The sequence below is a fragment of the Aeromonas sp. S18(2024) genome (assembly GCF_041402525.1).
Classification (GTDB): Bacteria; Pseudomonadota; Gammaproteobacteria; order Enterobacterales; family Aeromonadaceae; genus Aeromonas; species Aeromonas enteropelogenes.
In genome coordinates, this window is record NZ_JBGLQV010000014.1 from 90135 (window position 1) to 105174 (window position 15040).

Here is a 15040-nt window from a genome sequence, read left to right on the forward strand (position 1 = left end):
GATCTTGCCTGCCGCCTCTTGCGCCCGCGCCATCATGACAAAGAGCGCCTGATGGCGCCCTTTGTCATGGCAGAATTGTGAGAAGGGTCACCCCCTGCGTCTGCTCAGCCAGCTATCCAGGCTCAGGCTGCCGCCCCCCCAGATCACCAGCGTCAGCAACATCCAGCCCCACAACTGGTGATCGTGAAAGCCCCCGGCCCACAAGGCCGGATAGGAGATCACCGCCATGATGTTGAAGCCAGACAGCAGCAGGGCAACCGGACGAGTCAGCAGGCCGGCCAGCAGAAACAGCGGCAGCACCAGCTCCGCCGCCGTGCCCAGCCAGGCCGCCCACAACCAGGGCAGCAGAGGCACCTGGTACTCGAATTCGAACAGATAGAGGGTGGAGTCCCAGCTCGTCAGCTTGAGCCAGCCGGCATTGAAAAACACCAGGGCCACCCAGCATCTGGCCAGCAACAACACGACACCGATCAGCCAGCCGGGTAACTCCCGATCGCCCAGCGCGATCGGCATCCATTTGTTTGCCATCATGGCAACACCTCCACATCGACCAGCAAACCAAGGGTGATCAGGCGAGCCAGATGTTCGCTCGCCCCGGGATCCTCTTCGAGCAGCTCAATCAGCCGCCGGCCCGTGAGGCAGCCCTGCAGCAGGGACCACTCACCGGCGGCCAGCAACAGCGGCATCACCCGGCAGTCAGGCTGCTTCTTGAGCGCCAGCCAGGCCGGCGCATCGAGCGCAGTCACCTCGGCCCCCTCATGAATGGCCATCTGCCAGAGCTCCAGCACCGGATAATCGCTCGCCATCAGCAGCAGATCACTGGCGGGCAGGCACACCAGCCTCTCCCAGTCGTGCTCACTCAGGCTGGCGATACGGTCGGCGGGCCAGCTGCGGAAGTCGAGCGGGAGCAGACTCCCCCGCTCCAGCAACCACTCGAAACGGGCCAGTTCCCCGAGCCAGGGCAGGGCCGCTGTGGTCGGCAGGGCGGCCAGCCAGTCGGCAAAACCGGCGCCATAGTGCATCACGCTTCCCTCCTCCAGCGGCTCGGCCAGCACGAAACCGCGGGCAGCGGCGGCAAAGAACTCCTCCCCCACCATGGCCTTGACCGCGGGGTAGCTGCTGGCGAGCACCTCGCCAAGGCTCAGGATGAAGTGGTTGCGATAAACCTGCAGTACCGACTCGGCCGAAAAGAGCCGCGACGAGATATGGGGCGCAATCCCCTCCGCCTCCCCCAGCAGGCCCTCGGCGAACAGCTGTTGCACCTGCGCCAGCTCAGCCATGACACACCTCCCGGGCGGCCGTCACGGTTTGCGCCTGCGCCAGTATGTCGCTGGCCCGTTGGGCCTCTGCCAACAATTGCGGCAGCGGCGGGATTGCCAGATCCCATTCGATCAGGGTGGGAATGGCCCGCTGGCGGCAGATATCGCGGTAAAGTTCCCAGACCGGGGCAACCACGGGGGCGCTGTGGGTATCTATGTAAAGAGAGCCCTCGGGCAGCTTTTTCTCGGTAAACCCGGCCAGGTGGATCTCGCCCACTGTGTCGAGGTCGATGGCCGCCAGGTAGTCGTCACAGGAAAAGCCGTGGTTGAAGGCACTGACGTAGAGATTGTTGAGATCGAGCAGGATGCCGCAGCCGCTGCGCCGCTGCAGCTCGGCCAGAAACGTCCATTCGCTCATCTCGCCCGCCAGTTGCAGGTAGGAAGAAGGGTTCTCGATGAGCAGCTGGCAGCCCAGGGTCTGCTGCACCTGCTGGATCTTGTCGCTCATCCTGGCCAGCGCCTCTCGGGTATAGGGCACTGGCAGCAAGTCATTGAAATAACGCCCGTCTATGCTGCCCCAGCTCAGATGCTCGGACACCCTGACCGGCTTGATGATCGCAGCCAGCTCTGCAAGCTGCTCAAGGTGGCGCCGGTCGAGCGGGTCGGCCGAGCCCAGGGACATGCCAACCCCGTGCAGACTGACAGGATAGTGCCCAGCTAGCTCGCTTAGTACCTGAAAGCCGTGGCTGTGGCGCTCGAAGTAGTTTTCACTGTGAACCTCCAGCCAGCCGACTGCCGGCAGTGTCTGCCGGATCCCGTCGTAATGGGGGGTTCTCAATCCGATTCCAATCAAAGGATTCATGGCAACACTCGCTTTCACCTGCCAGAGAAAACGCAGGGGGCCGAAGCCCCCTGCCGCATGGCGCTTACTTGGGTTGCAGCGAACCGCCGACCAGCTTCTCGCACAGCCCTTTTGGCATCACCACGAAGGCATCACCCATGGCGTCTTCCTTGGCCGTACCGGCGCAAGAACTGGTCTTGGTGGCGCAATCATTCTTGCTGGCCTTGACCACGCCGTAGCATTTCTCCTTTGCCTCGGCCGCCATCGCCGGGGCCGCGATGAACTGGGTTCCGAGTACCAGCAAGCCAGTCATGGCAGAGGCAATGGCAGTGCTTTTTTTAACGTTCATGTTGCTATTCCTTGTTGTTGAGTGTGATGTCTCCAGCCTGTCGTGACCGGTTACCTGCAATAGAACCGGCGTGGCGGGCAAAAGATTTCAAAAAAAATGCAAAACAAAGACATCTACAAAAAACACAATAAGCAACACGCTGTTTTAAAAGGAATATGCTGACTTTTCATTACTCTGGGCCGTTCACAAGAAAGCGGCACCCAAGGTGCTGGCATTACCACCGGGAAGGTAAATAGGGCTGCATCCCCGGCCATCCCAAAACGGGTCTGCCAGCACATCCTGGCAAGCACAATAAAAATAGAGGCGACAAGGTCACAAGGTAAAACGAACGGGCAAGATGAAACATACGGGAAAGCGCCGAACGATCAGCGCTTTCAAAGATAACCGGCCAGCCGGTTTACCTGCGGGTTGTAGTGGTTGAGACGCTTGTGTTCCGGGGTGAGCAGTTGCCCGGGCGAGCGCCCGGTAAAGAAGTGACAGCTCTTGATGAAATGGGGCTGATCGCAATACCCCTGCTCCAGCAGGGTATCGAGCGACGGAGCGCCCGATAGCAGCTGGCGCAGCGCTCTTTGAAAGCGGGCGGTGCGCAGAAAATAGCGGGCATCCACCCCGACATGGTTGCGCAACCGCCGCTGAAAGGTGCGCGGGCTCATCCCCAGTTGCTGCTGCAACTCGGTCGCCGGCGTGCCGTAATAGAGCCGCTCTATGGCTCGCACCAGCGCAAGATCCCGCTCCAAGCGCCTTGCGACTCGCTGGCGTAGCCAGTGGCCCAGAGCCCCATGCCCCTGCTCCACCAAGGGTTCAACCTCAGGGGCAACAATCCCCAGCTCATCGAGCGACAGCACCTGATCGCAAAGATGCTCCATAGGCACGCCAAACAGGTCGAAGCAGGCCGAAGAGCGCAGCCGCAGCCCCAGCAGATGAATTTGACCATGGGCGGCAAAGCGTAGTCGCACATGCCGCGGGCAGAGCAACACGGCCGCCCCCGTGGCCACGACAACTGTGCGGAGCAAGCTTGACGGCGAGAGGCTCGTGATGGTGAGGGGATCCCCCAGATTGAACAGGATCTCGGCCCCGGTGCCGGGGAAGATCTCCGGCATCGGCTGGTGTTGGTCAAGGCGCCACTCCCAACCTTGCGCCAGCCAGGGAGCCAGATCGGGAGCGGGCTGAAATTTACGGCACTGCATAATGGAAGGCGATGTTTCTCACTGGCTCGGTTCAGACGCGGACAGGAAGAGGGTATCACCGCTGACATGATTGAGACAGGGATGGCGATCGAAGCGCACCACGCCGATCTCCATGCGCCCTGCCGCCGCCTTGACCATACCAGCAACCCCCAGGTGGCCGAACCCGGCGCACAGCTCCACCGCCCGGATCCCCTCCCGATAGAGCTCATCGAGCAGTTCACAGCCTCGTTGGTAGTCGGGCACGGCGATCGTCTTCACATGGACCTTATCCGTCTTGACCCAGGAGGTGTGCTCGGCAGGATCCGCCCCCGGGGCGACAAAGATGAATGCGGCCTTGAAAATATCGGACATATAAAAAGCTCCTCGGATGAATGAGTCGCCACTCTATCCAAGATCCCGCAGGCCGGATTGTACCGCTGCGCCACTCGCCCACCTCTACCAGACATAGATCCAAACGCTTCAAGGGCGCCATACAGACCTCATTTCACCCTTTTGGAGGCTATTTGCGCTTCCAGAGGCCATAAATGCAAAAAAGACAGCCGAAGCTGTCTCTTTTGTCATCAAGGTGGGGCCTTAGTAGAAGATCCGGTTGCCCCGCTCACTCATCTTGAGCCATACCGGCTTGGTGCTGGTTTTGCTCCAGATCCGGTGCAGATAGCTGTAAAAGCGCGCACGATCGCGACGAAACAACATCACGGGAAACGCCAGGATGCCAACCAGCAGCACATAGGTGCGACGAAGAATAATCTGAGTCAGGGAATAAGGATGAAACATGATATGACACCTCACTGGTAAGACCACTGGGTAAAGATTACTCCACAATTTGTAGGATTACTACATCAATTTGCTCATTTTTTCTCAATTAATGCACCATAAATGACAAATTGAAATTAAGTTACATTGTTTAACCTAAAAGCAACAAAAGCTGACAAAACGGCCACCCTTGACCAGAGTTAATATGCTGGTCGTCAAAATGGAGTTGGCACGATGAAACCCGCAGAAGTGGTGATGATTGGGATCATGGGCATCTTGCTCTGGTCAGAGTGGCAGGACTGGCAACTGAACCGGGATGATGCCATCGAGCTCGCCTACAAGGGCGCTCCCGCCGTCAGCGTATGGCAATGCGGCACCCTGAAACAGCGAATGGCGGATATAGATGCGCACAGGGCAGACATACAGTTTCAATATCGGGGACAGGATATGACGGAGGTGACTCACTACCTGCAGCGCGAGTGGAAGCAGATGGGCTGCGAACAGCTGCTGATGCAACAAGGGTATTGAGCTTGGATCGATTATCGCGGCATGGTGCGATAAAGATAAGACAGGAAGAAGATGGAGGCACGTTCCGGAGTCGAACCGGACTAAACGGATTTGCAATCCGCTGCATAACCGCTTTGCTAACGCGCCATGCTGACAAGACTGATTGTCTTGAAAATGATATCCATCGTTGGTGCGATGGAAGATTGGAGCGGGAAACGAGACTCGAACTCGCGACCCCGACCTTGGCAAGGTCGTGCTCTACCAACTGAGCTATTCCCGCGTCACTGCTTTATTGCCAGTTGCCTGACAACGAGGCGCATTATACGTACCCCGAGCGTCAGCACAACCCTTTTTTCGCACTTTTAACCCCGCCCGCGACTGTTTGCTCAGGGTTTAAACGGGTTGCTGAAATTTTCCCCGTCAGGCTGTGACCAGACAAGCGAATTTGGGATAAAGCCATTGAAATGATTATGCTTTCATTCGAGACTGGCACAGCTTAGTAACCGGATTCTCAATTGAAAATCACAAGATGAAATGGATCTTCACGCTGCGTGGACTCAGACCGCGGTTAATGCTGGCTTTTTTCATGTTGGGCATGGTGCCCTTCCTGGTCATCACTCTCTTCTTCCTCTACAGCCACGGCAAGGATCTCACCACCCAGACCTCCAACCATCTGGTCTCCGTTCGCAACATCAAGAAGAGTCAGCTCGAGGATTACTTCAAAAACCTCAAAGAGCAGATCATCAACTTCTCCCAGCAGGACTTCGCGGGCAACAGTATCGGCCGCTTCTACGGCTTTACCGGCGCCTTCGAAAAGCTGGGCACCAGCTCCCAGGAGGCGCGTACCCGGGCCCAGTCCCGTTATGTGCCCGGATCCTGGGATCAACTGCAAAAACCGGACCCCAAGGTCAATACCGAGCCCTCCATCAGCGCCCTGATCCTGGCCGACGAGATGTATGGCCGGGTCCACCAGCGCTTTCACCGCGGCTATGCCGACATGGTGCGCAAGTCCGACTACAGCGACATCTTTCTGGTGGACCTCAATGGTGATGTGGTCTATTCGGTCACCAAACAGGTCAACTTCGCCACCAATCTGCTCTCCGGTCTCTATCAGGGCAGCGGCCTCGGCCAGACCTTCGCCAAGATCAAGCGTCGCCTCGACGGCGGCCAGAAGCCGCAGCAGATCTTCGAGTTCACCGATTTTGGTCGCAACGAGCTGACCGGCCAGGTGGTCGCCTACCTGGCTGCCCCCGTGATGCAGTACGACTATGTGCGTGGCGTGGTGATCTTCGAGCTGCTGCCGGACAAGCTCAACCAGATCATGGCGGAGCGGGAAGGGCTGGGGGAGACCGGTGAGACCATCCTCATCGGCCCCGACAAACGGATGCGCGCCGATGCCTGGCTGGCCCCCGAGTTCAGCGTCGAGAACAGCTTCAGCCCCCACTTCCGGCCACTGCAGACCCCCCTCGTCACCAAGGCCCTCTCCGGCGAGCAGGGAGTTGGCCAGTTTCTCTCCTACCATGAAGACGAGGTGCTGGCCGCCTACACCCAGGTGAAGGTATTCGATACCGAGTGGGCCTTTATCGCCGAGATTTCGACCCGGGAAGCCTATGCCCCCATCCGCCAGCTCGAAGCACTGGTGGTCCTGTTGGGAGCGGGTTCCCTGCTGCTGCTCATCCTCTTCTCCCGCTGGCTCTCCCACTCCATCACGGCGCCGCTACGCTCTCTCACTGCGGCGGCAGAGCAGGTGGCCGATGGCGCCCTGGATCACCCCATTACCATCGCCCGCACCGACGATGACATCGATCGGCTGGCCCAGTCGTTTCGCCACATGCAGCGTTCGGTCAAGGAGAAAATCGAGCTCATCGAGCGGCAAACCCAGGAGTTGCAGCAGCAGGTCAAGCTGACCCACAAGCAGAACCTCAGCCTGCAGCAGGCCGACAAGCTGAAGGATGAGCTGCTGGCCAACACCTCCCACGAGCTGCGCACCCCCATTCACGGCATCAAGGGGATGGCGGAATCCATGCTCGCCAGCCAGCAGGATTTGACCGAAGGCCAGCAGAAACAGCTTCGCCTCATCATCAAAAGCGCCGACGGCCTGGCCCGACTGGTGGACGATCTGCTCGACTACCACCAGATGCGCTATGGCCAGCTGGAGATCCACCCCCAGCCCGTCTCCTCGAAAGGGGTCATCCGGCTGGTGCTGGATCTCTGCCAGCACCTGGTGCAGGCCAAGCCCCTCACCCTGGTGGACATCAGCCCCGCCGAGCTGCCACCTGTGCTGGCCGACGAACAGCGCCTCGAACAGGTGCTCTACAACCTGGTGGGCAACGCCATCAAATACACGCCTCAGGGCAAGGTGGTGCTGAGTGCGGTCGTCGAGGAGCAGATGCTGCGCATCAAGGTGACCGATACCGGCATCGGCATCGCACCGGAACATCTGGAACACATCTTCGAGCCGCTGGTGCAGATGAGCCCGGAGGCAGGCAAGCAGGGGGCCGGCCTTGGCCTCTCCATCACCCGCCAGCTGGTGCATTTGATGGGCGGAGAACTGTTGGTAGAAAGCGAGCCAAGCGTCGGCTCCACCTTCTCCTTTACTCTGCCGCTGGCCATCGGCCAGACCGCCGGCCAGCTGCAGGGCAATCGCCAGATTGAGCACCAGCTGGTGCGCCAGCAGCCCCTGATCCTGCCTGAGTGGGATAGCGAGGATCTGCCCCCGCCCCCGCAGGATGCCCCCCTCATCCTGGTGGTGGACGACGAGCCCATCAACCTGCACATCCTGCGCCACCTGCTGCAGCCCTGCGGCTACCGCATCCTGCCGAGCGGCGATGGCCACGACGCGCTGGCCAAGCTGGCCCGGGAGCCGGTCGATCTGGTGCTGCTCGACGTGATGATGCCCACCCTCTCCGGCTTCGATGTCTGCCGCCGGCTGCGAGAGCAGCACCCGAAGGACAAGCTGCCGGTGCTGCTGCTCACCGCCCTCAACCAGCCCAAGGATATCGAAGAGGGGTTTGGCGCCGGGGCCAACGACTATCTGGTCAAACCCTTCTGCAAGGAGGAGCTGTTCGCCCGGGTCAAGGCGCTGCTGGAGGCCAAGGCGGGGCGCGCCTCCCTGGTGGAGAACCGCCTGCTCAAGCAGGAGATAGAGCACCGCCTCACCCTGCAGGAGCGGCTCCATCAGGATCAGCAACGGCTGCTGACCCTGCTCGGGGAAGGGGCCGACCCCATGATCTTCATCGACCAGCAAGGCATAGTGCTGTTTGCCTCCCGGGTGCTGGCCGGCTTGCTGGGCCAGGAGCCCGAGGCCATGGAGGGGCACGCCCTCGACGAGTGGCTCGCCAGCCCGCTCAAGCAGCAGTGGCCGGAACCGGCCGGCGAGCGGGACCTGACCTTCCTGGTGGCGGGGGTCGAGGACAGGCTCAACGCCCGCGCCCTGCCCATCAGTCTGGGAGGACAGGCGGCCATCGCCCTCACCCTCAGCACAGGCCAGCGCCAGGATGACAACCGGGTGATGGCGCTGGAAAACGCCCTCAAGAACCTGTCACGCCAGGCCATCATCGAGGACGATCAACTGCTCGGCGAGCTGAGCCGGCTCGGCGGCGAGTTCCGCTCCCTGGCGGACAACCTTATTCGTCAGCAGGATGACGAACCCCTGCGCCGCGCCCTGGTCGAGACCATGCAGCTGACGCTGGACGCCTGGCAGCAGGGCACCGGCAAGGGCAAGATAGTGCTGGCGGAGAAGAGCAAGCTGTGGCGAGTCTACATGGACAGATCCAGCCCGCAGACCCGTACCCTCGACAAGTATCTGAGCCTGGATACCCTGCCCAAATCCCCGCGCTGGAAGACGGTGGTCGCCACCACGGAATTCGTGCTGGGGCACTGCCCGCTGAACGAACAGCAGCGCCAGCAGCTGCAGCACAGCGCCCAGACCCTGCGCCAGCTGGCCAATCGCAAGCAGTGATGGAAGACGGGATGTGAGCCGGCTCACACCGGCCCATCCCGTTTCTTTTTTGCACAAATTAAAGGTTCTGTCCACGCCGCCACAGCGAGCGGATCCAATTCACAAAATTGTCATAACTGGTCTGGCAACGGGCACTTTTTACGCGAAACCAAATAACATAACCATATGATATTAATCAGATAAAAACGTGTTTTGACGAAATTGACGTAACCCCGTCAATTTTTACGAAAACGACGAAATCAATAGTTGTTGTTTTCCTGTTAACTCTGTTTTGCTAAGAGCGTTGGAAAACAGAACGACAAGGGTGCACAGCCCGACCAACATGGAGGGCCGACTTCCTCAGCATGCGAAGCCGGTGCTCACACAAAACAAGGCGAATCCCTCAGGAATGCCAAAAAATAAGAAAGGAAAACATATGCTTGCCAAAGTATCCAAAATCTCTACCGCTGTAATGCTGGGCACCATGATGCTCGCCGGTGCCGCCGGCAACGCCATGGCCGCAGAAAACAAAACCGTGCTGACCATGGTCGCGCAACAGGAAACCGCCTGGGTCAAGAACTTCAACCCCTTCCTGCAAGCGGGCTTGCTGCACACCACCCGTCACTTCATCTATGAGCCGCTGGTGATCTTCAACGATATGCAGGGTGGCAAACCCGTCTATCGTCTGGCCACCAACTATGCGTTCAGCGATGACCTCAAATCCGTCACCTTCGATCTCCGTGACGGGGTGAAGTGGTCTGACGGCGAAGCCTTTGATGCAGACGACATCCTCTTCTCCTTCAACCTGGTCAAGGCCAACAAGGCACTGGATGAGCGCTCCATCTGGACCCAGATCAAGAATGTCGAGAAGCTGGCCCCCAACAAGGTCCGTTTCGACTTGACCGAGGTCAACACCAACGTGGTGAACGACATAGTGCTGGTGCCCATCGTGCCCGAGCACCAGTGGAAGTCGGTGAAAGACCCGGTCGCCTTCACCAACGACAAGCCGGTCGGTACCGGCCCGTTCACCGAGGTGGACAACTTCTCCGCCCAGCTCTACACCCAGTGCCGCAACCCGCACTACTGGGATAACGACAACCTCGCCATCGACTGTATCCGCATGCCGCAGATGGCCACCAACGACCAGGTGCTGGCCGCCGTCATGAAGGGCGACATCGACTGGTTCGGCTCCTTCGTGCCGGATATCGAGCGTCTCTACGTCGGCAACGATCCGAAGAACAACAAGTACTGGTTCCCGGCCTCCGGCACAGTGGCGTTCAACGTCAACTTCCAGACCAAGAATCCGGGCAACCACGAAGCCTTCAACGACATCAACTTCCGCCGCGCCTTCTCCATGGCGATGGACCGCCAGTCCATGGTGGACATCGCGGGTTACGGCTACCCGACCGTCAACGAATACCCGTCCGGCCTTGGCAAGGCATTCGACTCCTGGAACAACCCGGAAGTGGACAAGAAGTACGGCAAGTTCAACAAGTTCGACCTGGAAGGGGCCAAGGCACTGCTGAAGGAAGCAGGCTACAAGGATTGTGACGGCGACAAGTTCCTCGACACCCCGAGCTGCAAGAAGATCGAGTTCAAGGTGCTGGTACCGAACGGCTGGACCGACTGGGTCAATACCGTCCAGATCGGCGTGGAAGGGCTGCAGGCTCTGGGCCTGAATGCCAAGACCGCCACCCCGGAAGCCACCGTATGGACCGAGAACCTGATCACCGGCGACTTCGACGTAGCGCTGCAGGGTTACTTTGCCGGTGCCAACCCGCACAAGTACTTCGAGACCGCGTTCCACTCCCGCAACATGGGTGAGCGTGGCAACCGCTTCGCGGCCCCCCGCTACAAGGATCCGGCGCTGGACAAGCTGATCGACGACTTCACCCAGACCGCCGATGCGGCCAAGCAGAAGGAGATCATGTTCGCCATCCAGGAGAAGGTCGGTGCCAACCAGACCATCATCCCGGTATTCAACAACCCGACCTGGTACGAGTACAGCACCAAGCGCTTCAATGGCTGGTTCAGTGCCGACAACCCGGTTGCCAAACCCCAGCTCCACCCGGACACACCCGAGCGTCTGCTGCACGTGTTGTCCCTCAAGCCAAACAGCTAATCAATCCCGGCCCCCTGCGGGGGGCCATCTTCCCCGTTCATACCCCTTTATCCCGGTTCTGCCGGGGTTGGGGTAGCTATACCCGATGCGGGGCAGGCTTGCAGTAAAAGGTACTATCATGGGATTCATACTGAGACGTTTCTCCTTCTATCTGGTTGCCTTCCTGGTAGCCGCCACCATCAACTTCCTGCTACCCCGCGCCATGCCAGGCGATCCTGTCTCCGTGATGTTTGCCCGCGCCGGCGCCATGATGGAACCGGCCGCCCTGGAGGCCCTCAAGGCCACCTTCGGCTTCGTGGATGGCCCCATCGGCACCCAATTTCTGACCTATGTGAAGAGCGTCTTCACCTGGGATCTCGGCACCTCGGTGCGCTTCTACCCGCAGCAGGTCTCTGACGTGCTGGGTCGCGCCATCGGCTGGACCCTGTTTCTGGTGGGCACCTCCACCATTCTGAGCTTCTCCATCGGCTCCATCGTCGGCATCTTCGCCGCCTGGTATCGCGGTGGCCGGATGGACAGCATCCTCTCGCCACTCACCCTGGTGATGCAGGCCATCCCCCCGGTAGTGGTCTCCCTGCTCGCCCTCTTCCTGTTCGGCGTGAGCCTGGAGTGGCTGCCCATCGGCTACGCCTACAGTCCGGAGATCAAGCCTGACTGGGGTTGGGAGCACATCAAGAGCATATTGCTCCACGCCATCATGCCGGTCGGCACCCTGGCCATCGTGCAGGTGGGGGGCTTTCTCATCACTATGCGCAACAACATGATCAACCTGCTCGGCGAAGACTACATCACCATGGCCAAGGCCAAGGGTCTCTCCAGCAACCGGGTGATCTTCAACTACGGCGCCCGCAACGCCATCCTGCCAAGCGTCACCGCCCTCTCCATGGCGCTCGGTTTCGTCATCGGTGGCTCTCTCATCACCGAAGTGATCTTCAACTACCCCGGCCTGGGTCTGACCCTCTATCAGGGTATTCTGGCCCGCGACTACCCGCTCATTCAGGGGCAGCTGCTCATCATGACCATCACCATGCTCAGCTTCAACTTCCTGGCCGACGTGCTCTACGTCTTCCTGGATCCCCGTCTGCGTACAGGAGGCAAATAAGATGCGTATGCCGACCATTCTCAAGATTTTACTGGGCAACAAGAAAGCAGCCTTCGGCCTCGCCATCGTCGTCACCTTCGTGCTGATGGCCATCTTTGCCCCCCTGCTGGCAAGCAACGAACCGACCAAGCGGGTGGCCCGCCCCCACCAGCCCCCCAGTGCCGAGTTCGTGATGGGCAGCACCCGCATGGGCCACGACATCTGGGCCCAGTTCACCAACGGGGCGCGCGTTTCCCTGATGGTGGGCTTTAGCGCGGGTCTCTTGGTCTGCGCCCTGGCGGTCGCCATCGGCATCACCGCCGGTTACTTCGGCGGCCTGGTGGACGAGTGCCTCACCTTCCTGATGAACGTGGTGCTGGTGATCCCCAACCTCCCCTTGCTACTGGTGTTGGCGAGCTTTATCGGGGAGGCGTCGCCGACGGTAATTGCCGTCATCATAGGATTAACCTCCTGGGCCTATGGCGCGCGCGTCATCCGGGCCCAGACCCTGGCCCTGCGGGAAAAAGAGTTCGTCATCGCCGCCGAAGTGCTGGGGGAGCCGGCCTGGCGCATCATCCTGGTGGAGATCCTGCCCAACCTCATCTCCATCATCGGGGTGAGCTTCATCGGCTCCATCATCTACGCCATCGTCACCGAAGCGACCCTGGAGTTCCTGGGTCTGGGCGACCCCACAGTGGTGAGCTGGGGCATCATGCTCTACAACGCCCAGACCTCGAGCGCCATTCTGATCGGCGCCTGGTGGGAGATCCTGGCCCCCTGCTTTGCCATCGCCACCCTGGGCGCGGGGCTGGCCATGCTCAACTTCGCCATCGATGAAATCGCCAACCCGCAGCTGCGCTCCCACAAAGGCCTGAGCCGCTGGAAGAAACTCGCGGCCCCGGTCACCACACCGGTTGCCACAGCACAGGAGAAGACAGCATGAACCAGCAACCCCTGCTGTCGGTACGCAATCTCTGCGTCGACTACATCACCGAAAACGGCGACGTGCGCGCCGTCAACTCGGTGAGCTTCGATATCAAGCAGGGCGAGATCTTCGGTCTCGCCGGCGAGTCGGGCTGCGGCAAGTCCACCGTCGCCTTCTCGGTGGCCCGGCTGCACAAGCCGCCCGCCTACATCAGTGGCGGCGAGATCCTGTTCAAGGGGGAGAACATCCTCCACTACGGTGACGAGCGGCTGCGCTCCTACCGCTGGCGCCAGGTCTCTGTGGTGTTCCAGTCCGCCATGAACGCGCTCAACCCGGTGCTGCGCATGGAGGAGCAGTTCTGCGACGTCTTGCTGGCCCACAACCGGGGCATGACCCGCTACGAGGCGATCAAGCGCGCCCAGGAGCTGCTCACCATAGTCGACATCCACCCGAGCCGGCTCAAGGACTACCCGCACCAGTTCTCCGGCGGCATGCGCCAGCGGCTGGTGATCGCCATCGCCATGGCCCTCAATCCCGAGCTGCTCATCATGGACGAGCCCACCACGGCGCTGGACGTGGTGGTACAGCGGGAGATCCTGCAGAAGGTCTATGCGCTGAAAGAGAAGTTCAACTTCTCCATCCTCTTCATCACCCATGACCTCTCCCTCATGGTCGAGTTCTGCGATCGCATCGGCATCATGTACGCCGGCGAGCTGGTAGAAGTGGCCCCGTCCAAGGCAATCCTGACCGCGCCGCTGCACCCCTACACCAAGGGGCTCGGCAACTCCTTCCCGCCCCTGCACGGGCCGAAGAAGGTGCTGGAGGGGATCCCGGGCACCCCGCTCAACCTGCTTGAGGTGCCGGTCGGCTGTCGCTTCCAGGCCCGTTGCAGCAAGGTGCACGATCGCTGCCGCCAGGAGTACACCCGGTTGGCCGAGATCCGCCCCGGTCAACAAACTGCCTGCCACCTCCATGAGGTGCAGGATGAACAACAAGAGCCCGTGTTCTATCTGGACAAGGCCGCTGGCTGTTAAGGATGTCTGTCATGCAAATCGCCAACACCGATGCCCCCATCATCGAAGTCCAACACCTCTACAAGGACTTCCCCATCAACTCCAACGCCATCAAGAGTGGCAAGATGCGGGCCCTCTCCGACATCACCTTCAACCTGCACCGGGGCCGCGCCCTAGCGGTGGTGGGTGAGTCGGGCTCCGGCAAGAGCACCATTGCCAAGATCATCGCCAAGATGTACAAGCTGAGCGCCGGTCGAATCCTCTATCGCGGCCGGGATCTGGAGGAGTTCAACAAGGGCACCGCCCTGCTCGACTATCGCCAGAGCGTGCAGATGGTATGGCAGGACCCGTTCGGTTCACTGAACCCGACCCACACCATCTACCACCACATCGCCCGTCCCCTGCTGCTGCACAGCAAGGTGATCGACAAAAAAGATCTGCCGGAGATGATCTACACCCTGCTGGAAAAAGTGGGGCTGACCCCGGCCAAGGCGACGGCGGCCAAGTACCCGCACCAGCTCTCCGGCGGCCAGCGCCAGCGGGTCAACATCGCCCGCAACCTGGCGGTGGAGGCGGAAGTGGTGCTGGCGGACGAGCCTACCTCCATGCTCGACGTCTCCATTCGCATCGGCATCCTCAACCTGATGGAGCAGATGAAGAACGAGCTCGGCGTCTCCATGCTCTATATCACCCACGACATCGCCACGGCGCGCTATGTTGCCGAGGATCTGGCGGTGATGTATGTGGGCCACATGGTGGAATGGGGTGAGGTGGACGAAATTTTGCACCACCCCCAGCACCCCTACACCCAGCTGCTCATCTCGGCGGTGCCGGATCCCGAGAAGAGCATCCATGCCGAGCTGGAGGGAGGCCGCAAGGGGGAGATCCCGCTCTGGACGCCGGAATCCTGCGGCTGCCCGTTCGCCGGGCGCTGCAACCAGGCCATGCCCCGTTGCAAGGAGAGCCTGCCCCCCATCACCCAACTTGCCAGCAACCATTTTGTCCGCTGCTACCTGTACGAGTGATGTGCCACCCCCTGGCCGGGCAACTTTGCCCGGCTTGC

At 60.4% G+C, this 15040-nt stretch carries 14 protein-coding genes and 2 tRNA genes; 7 read left to right on the forward strand and 9 right to left on the reverse strand.

Translation table 11 applies throughout. The features are described 5' to 3' along the window. Positions 1-87 precede the first annotated feature (87 nt). The 7 genes from ACB034_RS18985 to ACB034_RS19015 all read right to left on the reverse strand — a co-directional run bounded on the left by ACB034_RS18985 (position 88) and on the right by ACB034_RS19015 (position 4410). Positions 88-531 carry a DoxX family protein gene (locus ACB034_RS18985; protein ID WP_061475584.1) on the reverse strand — a complete coding sequence of 148 codons (444 nt, stop codon included), beginning with the start codon at positions 529-531 and terminating at the stop codon, positions 88-90. Next, positions 528-1280, reverse strand: coding sequence for a putative DNA-binding domain-containing protein (locus ACB034_RS18990; protein ID WP_371173493.1), 753 nt, complete (start codon positions 1278-1280; stop codon positions 528-530). Before ACB034_RS18990 ends, ACB034_RS18985 begins: the two co-directional genes overlap by 4 nt. Beyond that, entirely contained in the window at positions 1273-2121 is an 849-nt protein-coding gene (locus ACB034_RS18995; RefSeq protein WP_371173494.1) for a DUF692 domain-containing protein, read from the reverse strand. The genes ACB034_RS18990 and ACB034_RS18995 overlap by 8 nt, the downstream gene beginning before the upstream one ends. A 64-nt stretch (positions 2122-2185) precedes the next feature. After that, complete coding sequence (locus ACB034_RS19000; RefSeq protein ID WP_026457179.1) at positions 2186-2449, reverse strand: DUF2282 domain-containing protein; 264 nt, start codon at positions 2447-2449, stop codon at positions 2186-2188. A gap of 374 nt (positions 2450-2823) precedes the next feature. Then, positions 2824-3636, reverse strand: a complete 813-nt coding sequence (locus tag ACB034_RS19005) for a helix-turn-helix domain-containing protein (protein WP_371173495.1) — start codon at positions 3634-3636, stop codon at positions 2824-2826. A gap of 18 nt (positions 3637-3654) precedes the next feature. Beyond that, positions 3655-3987, reverse strand: a complete 333-nt coding sequence (locus ACB034_RS19010) for a DUF6506 family protein (protein ID WP_371173496.1) — start codon at positions 3985-3987, stop codon at positions 3655-3657. Positions 3988-4209: 222 nt separating this feature from the next. Further along, positions 4210-4410: a YbfA family protein gene (locus ACB034_RS19015; protein ID WP_124238236.1), complete on the reverse strand. Its 201-nt coding sequence runs from the start codon at positions 4408-4410 to the stop codon at positions 4210-4212. A 213-nt stretch (positions 4411-4623) separates the two neighbouring features. On the opposite strand from ACB034_RS19015, the gene ACB034_RS19020 reads away from it, so the two are divergent. Then, complete coding sequence (locus tag ACB034_RS19020; RefSeq protein WP_026457176.1) at positions 4624-4917, forward strand: hypothetical protein; 294 nt, start codon at positions 4624-4626, stop codon at positions 4915-4917. A gap of 52 nt (positions 4918-4969) precedes the next feature. Here the strand turns inward: ACB034_RS19020 and ACB034_RS19025 are convergent. Together ACB034_RS19025 and ACB034_RS19030 are read right to left on the reverse strand one after the other, a co-directional pair. Further along, positions 4970-5043: transfer RNA gene (locus ACB034_RS19025), tRNA-Cys, on the reverse strand. Between the two features lie 57 nt (positions 5044-5100). Beyond that, positions 5101-5176: transfer RNA gene (locus ACB034_RS19030), tRNA-Gly, on the reverse strand. A gap of 249 nt (positions 5177-5425) precedes the next feature. Here ACB034_RS19030 and ACB034_RS19035 point away from each other — a divergent pair. The 6 genes from ACB034_RS19035 (at position 5426) to ACB034_RS19060 (ending at position 15002) form a co-directional block, all read left to right on the forward strand. After that, complete coding sequence (locus ACB034_RS19035) at positions 5426-8857, forward strand: ATP-binding protein (RefSeq protein WP_371173497.1); 3432 nt, start codon at positions 5426-5428, stop codon at positions 8855-8857. A gap of 415 nt (positions 8858-9272) precedes the next feature. Further along, positions 9273-10958 carry an ABC transporter substrate-binding protein gene (locus ACB034_RS19040; RefSeq protein ID WP_042072207.1) on the forward strand — a complete coding sequence of 562 codons (1686 nt, stop codon included), beginning with the start codon at positions 9273-9275 and terminating at the stop codon, positions 10956-10958. A 118-nt stretch (positions 10959-11076) separates the two neighbouring features. Then, on the forward strand, positions 11077-12060 hold the full coding sequence (locus ACB034_RS19045) for an ABC transporter permease (protein WP_371173498.1): 984 nt from the start codon (positions 11077-11079) through the stop codon (positions 12058-12060). A gap of 1 nt (position 12061) precedes the next feature. Next, entirely contained in the window at positions 12062-12982 is a 921-nt protein-coding gene (locus ACB034_RS19050; protein WP_042024782.1) for an ABC transporter permease, read from the forward strand. Beyond that, positions 12979-13998, forward strand: a complete 1020-nt coding sequence (locus ACB034_RS19055; protein WP_338611919.1) for an ABC transporter ATP-binding protein — start codon at positions 12979-12981, stop codon at positions 13996-13998. Before ACB034_RS19050 ends, ACB034_RS19055 begins: the two co-directional genes overlap by 4 nt. 11 nt (positions 13999-14009) lie before the next feature. Then, positions 14010-15002, forward strand: a complete 993-nt coding sequence (locus tag ACB034_RS19060) for an ABC transporter ATP-binding protein (RefSeq protein WP_371173499.1) — start codon at positions 14010-14012, stop codon at positions 15000-15002. Positions 15003-15040: the final 38 nt, after the last annotated feature.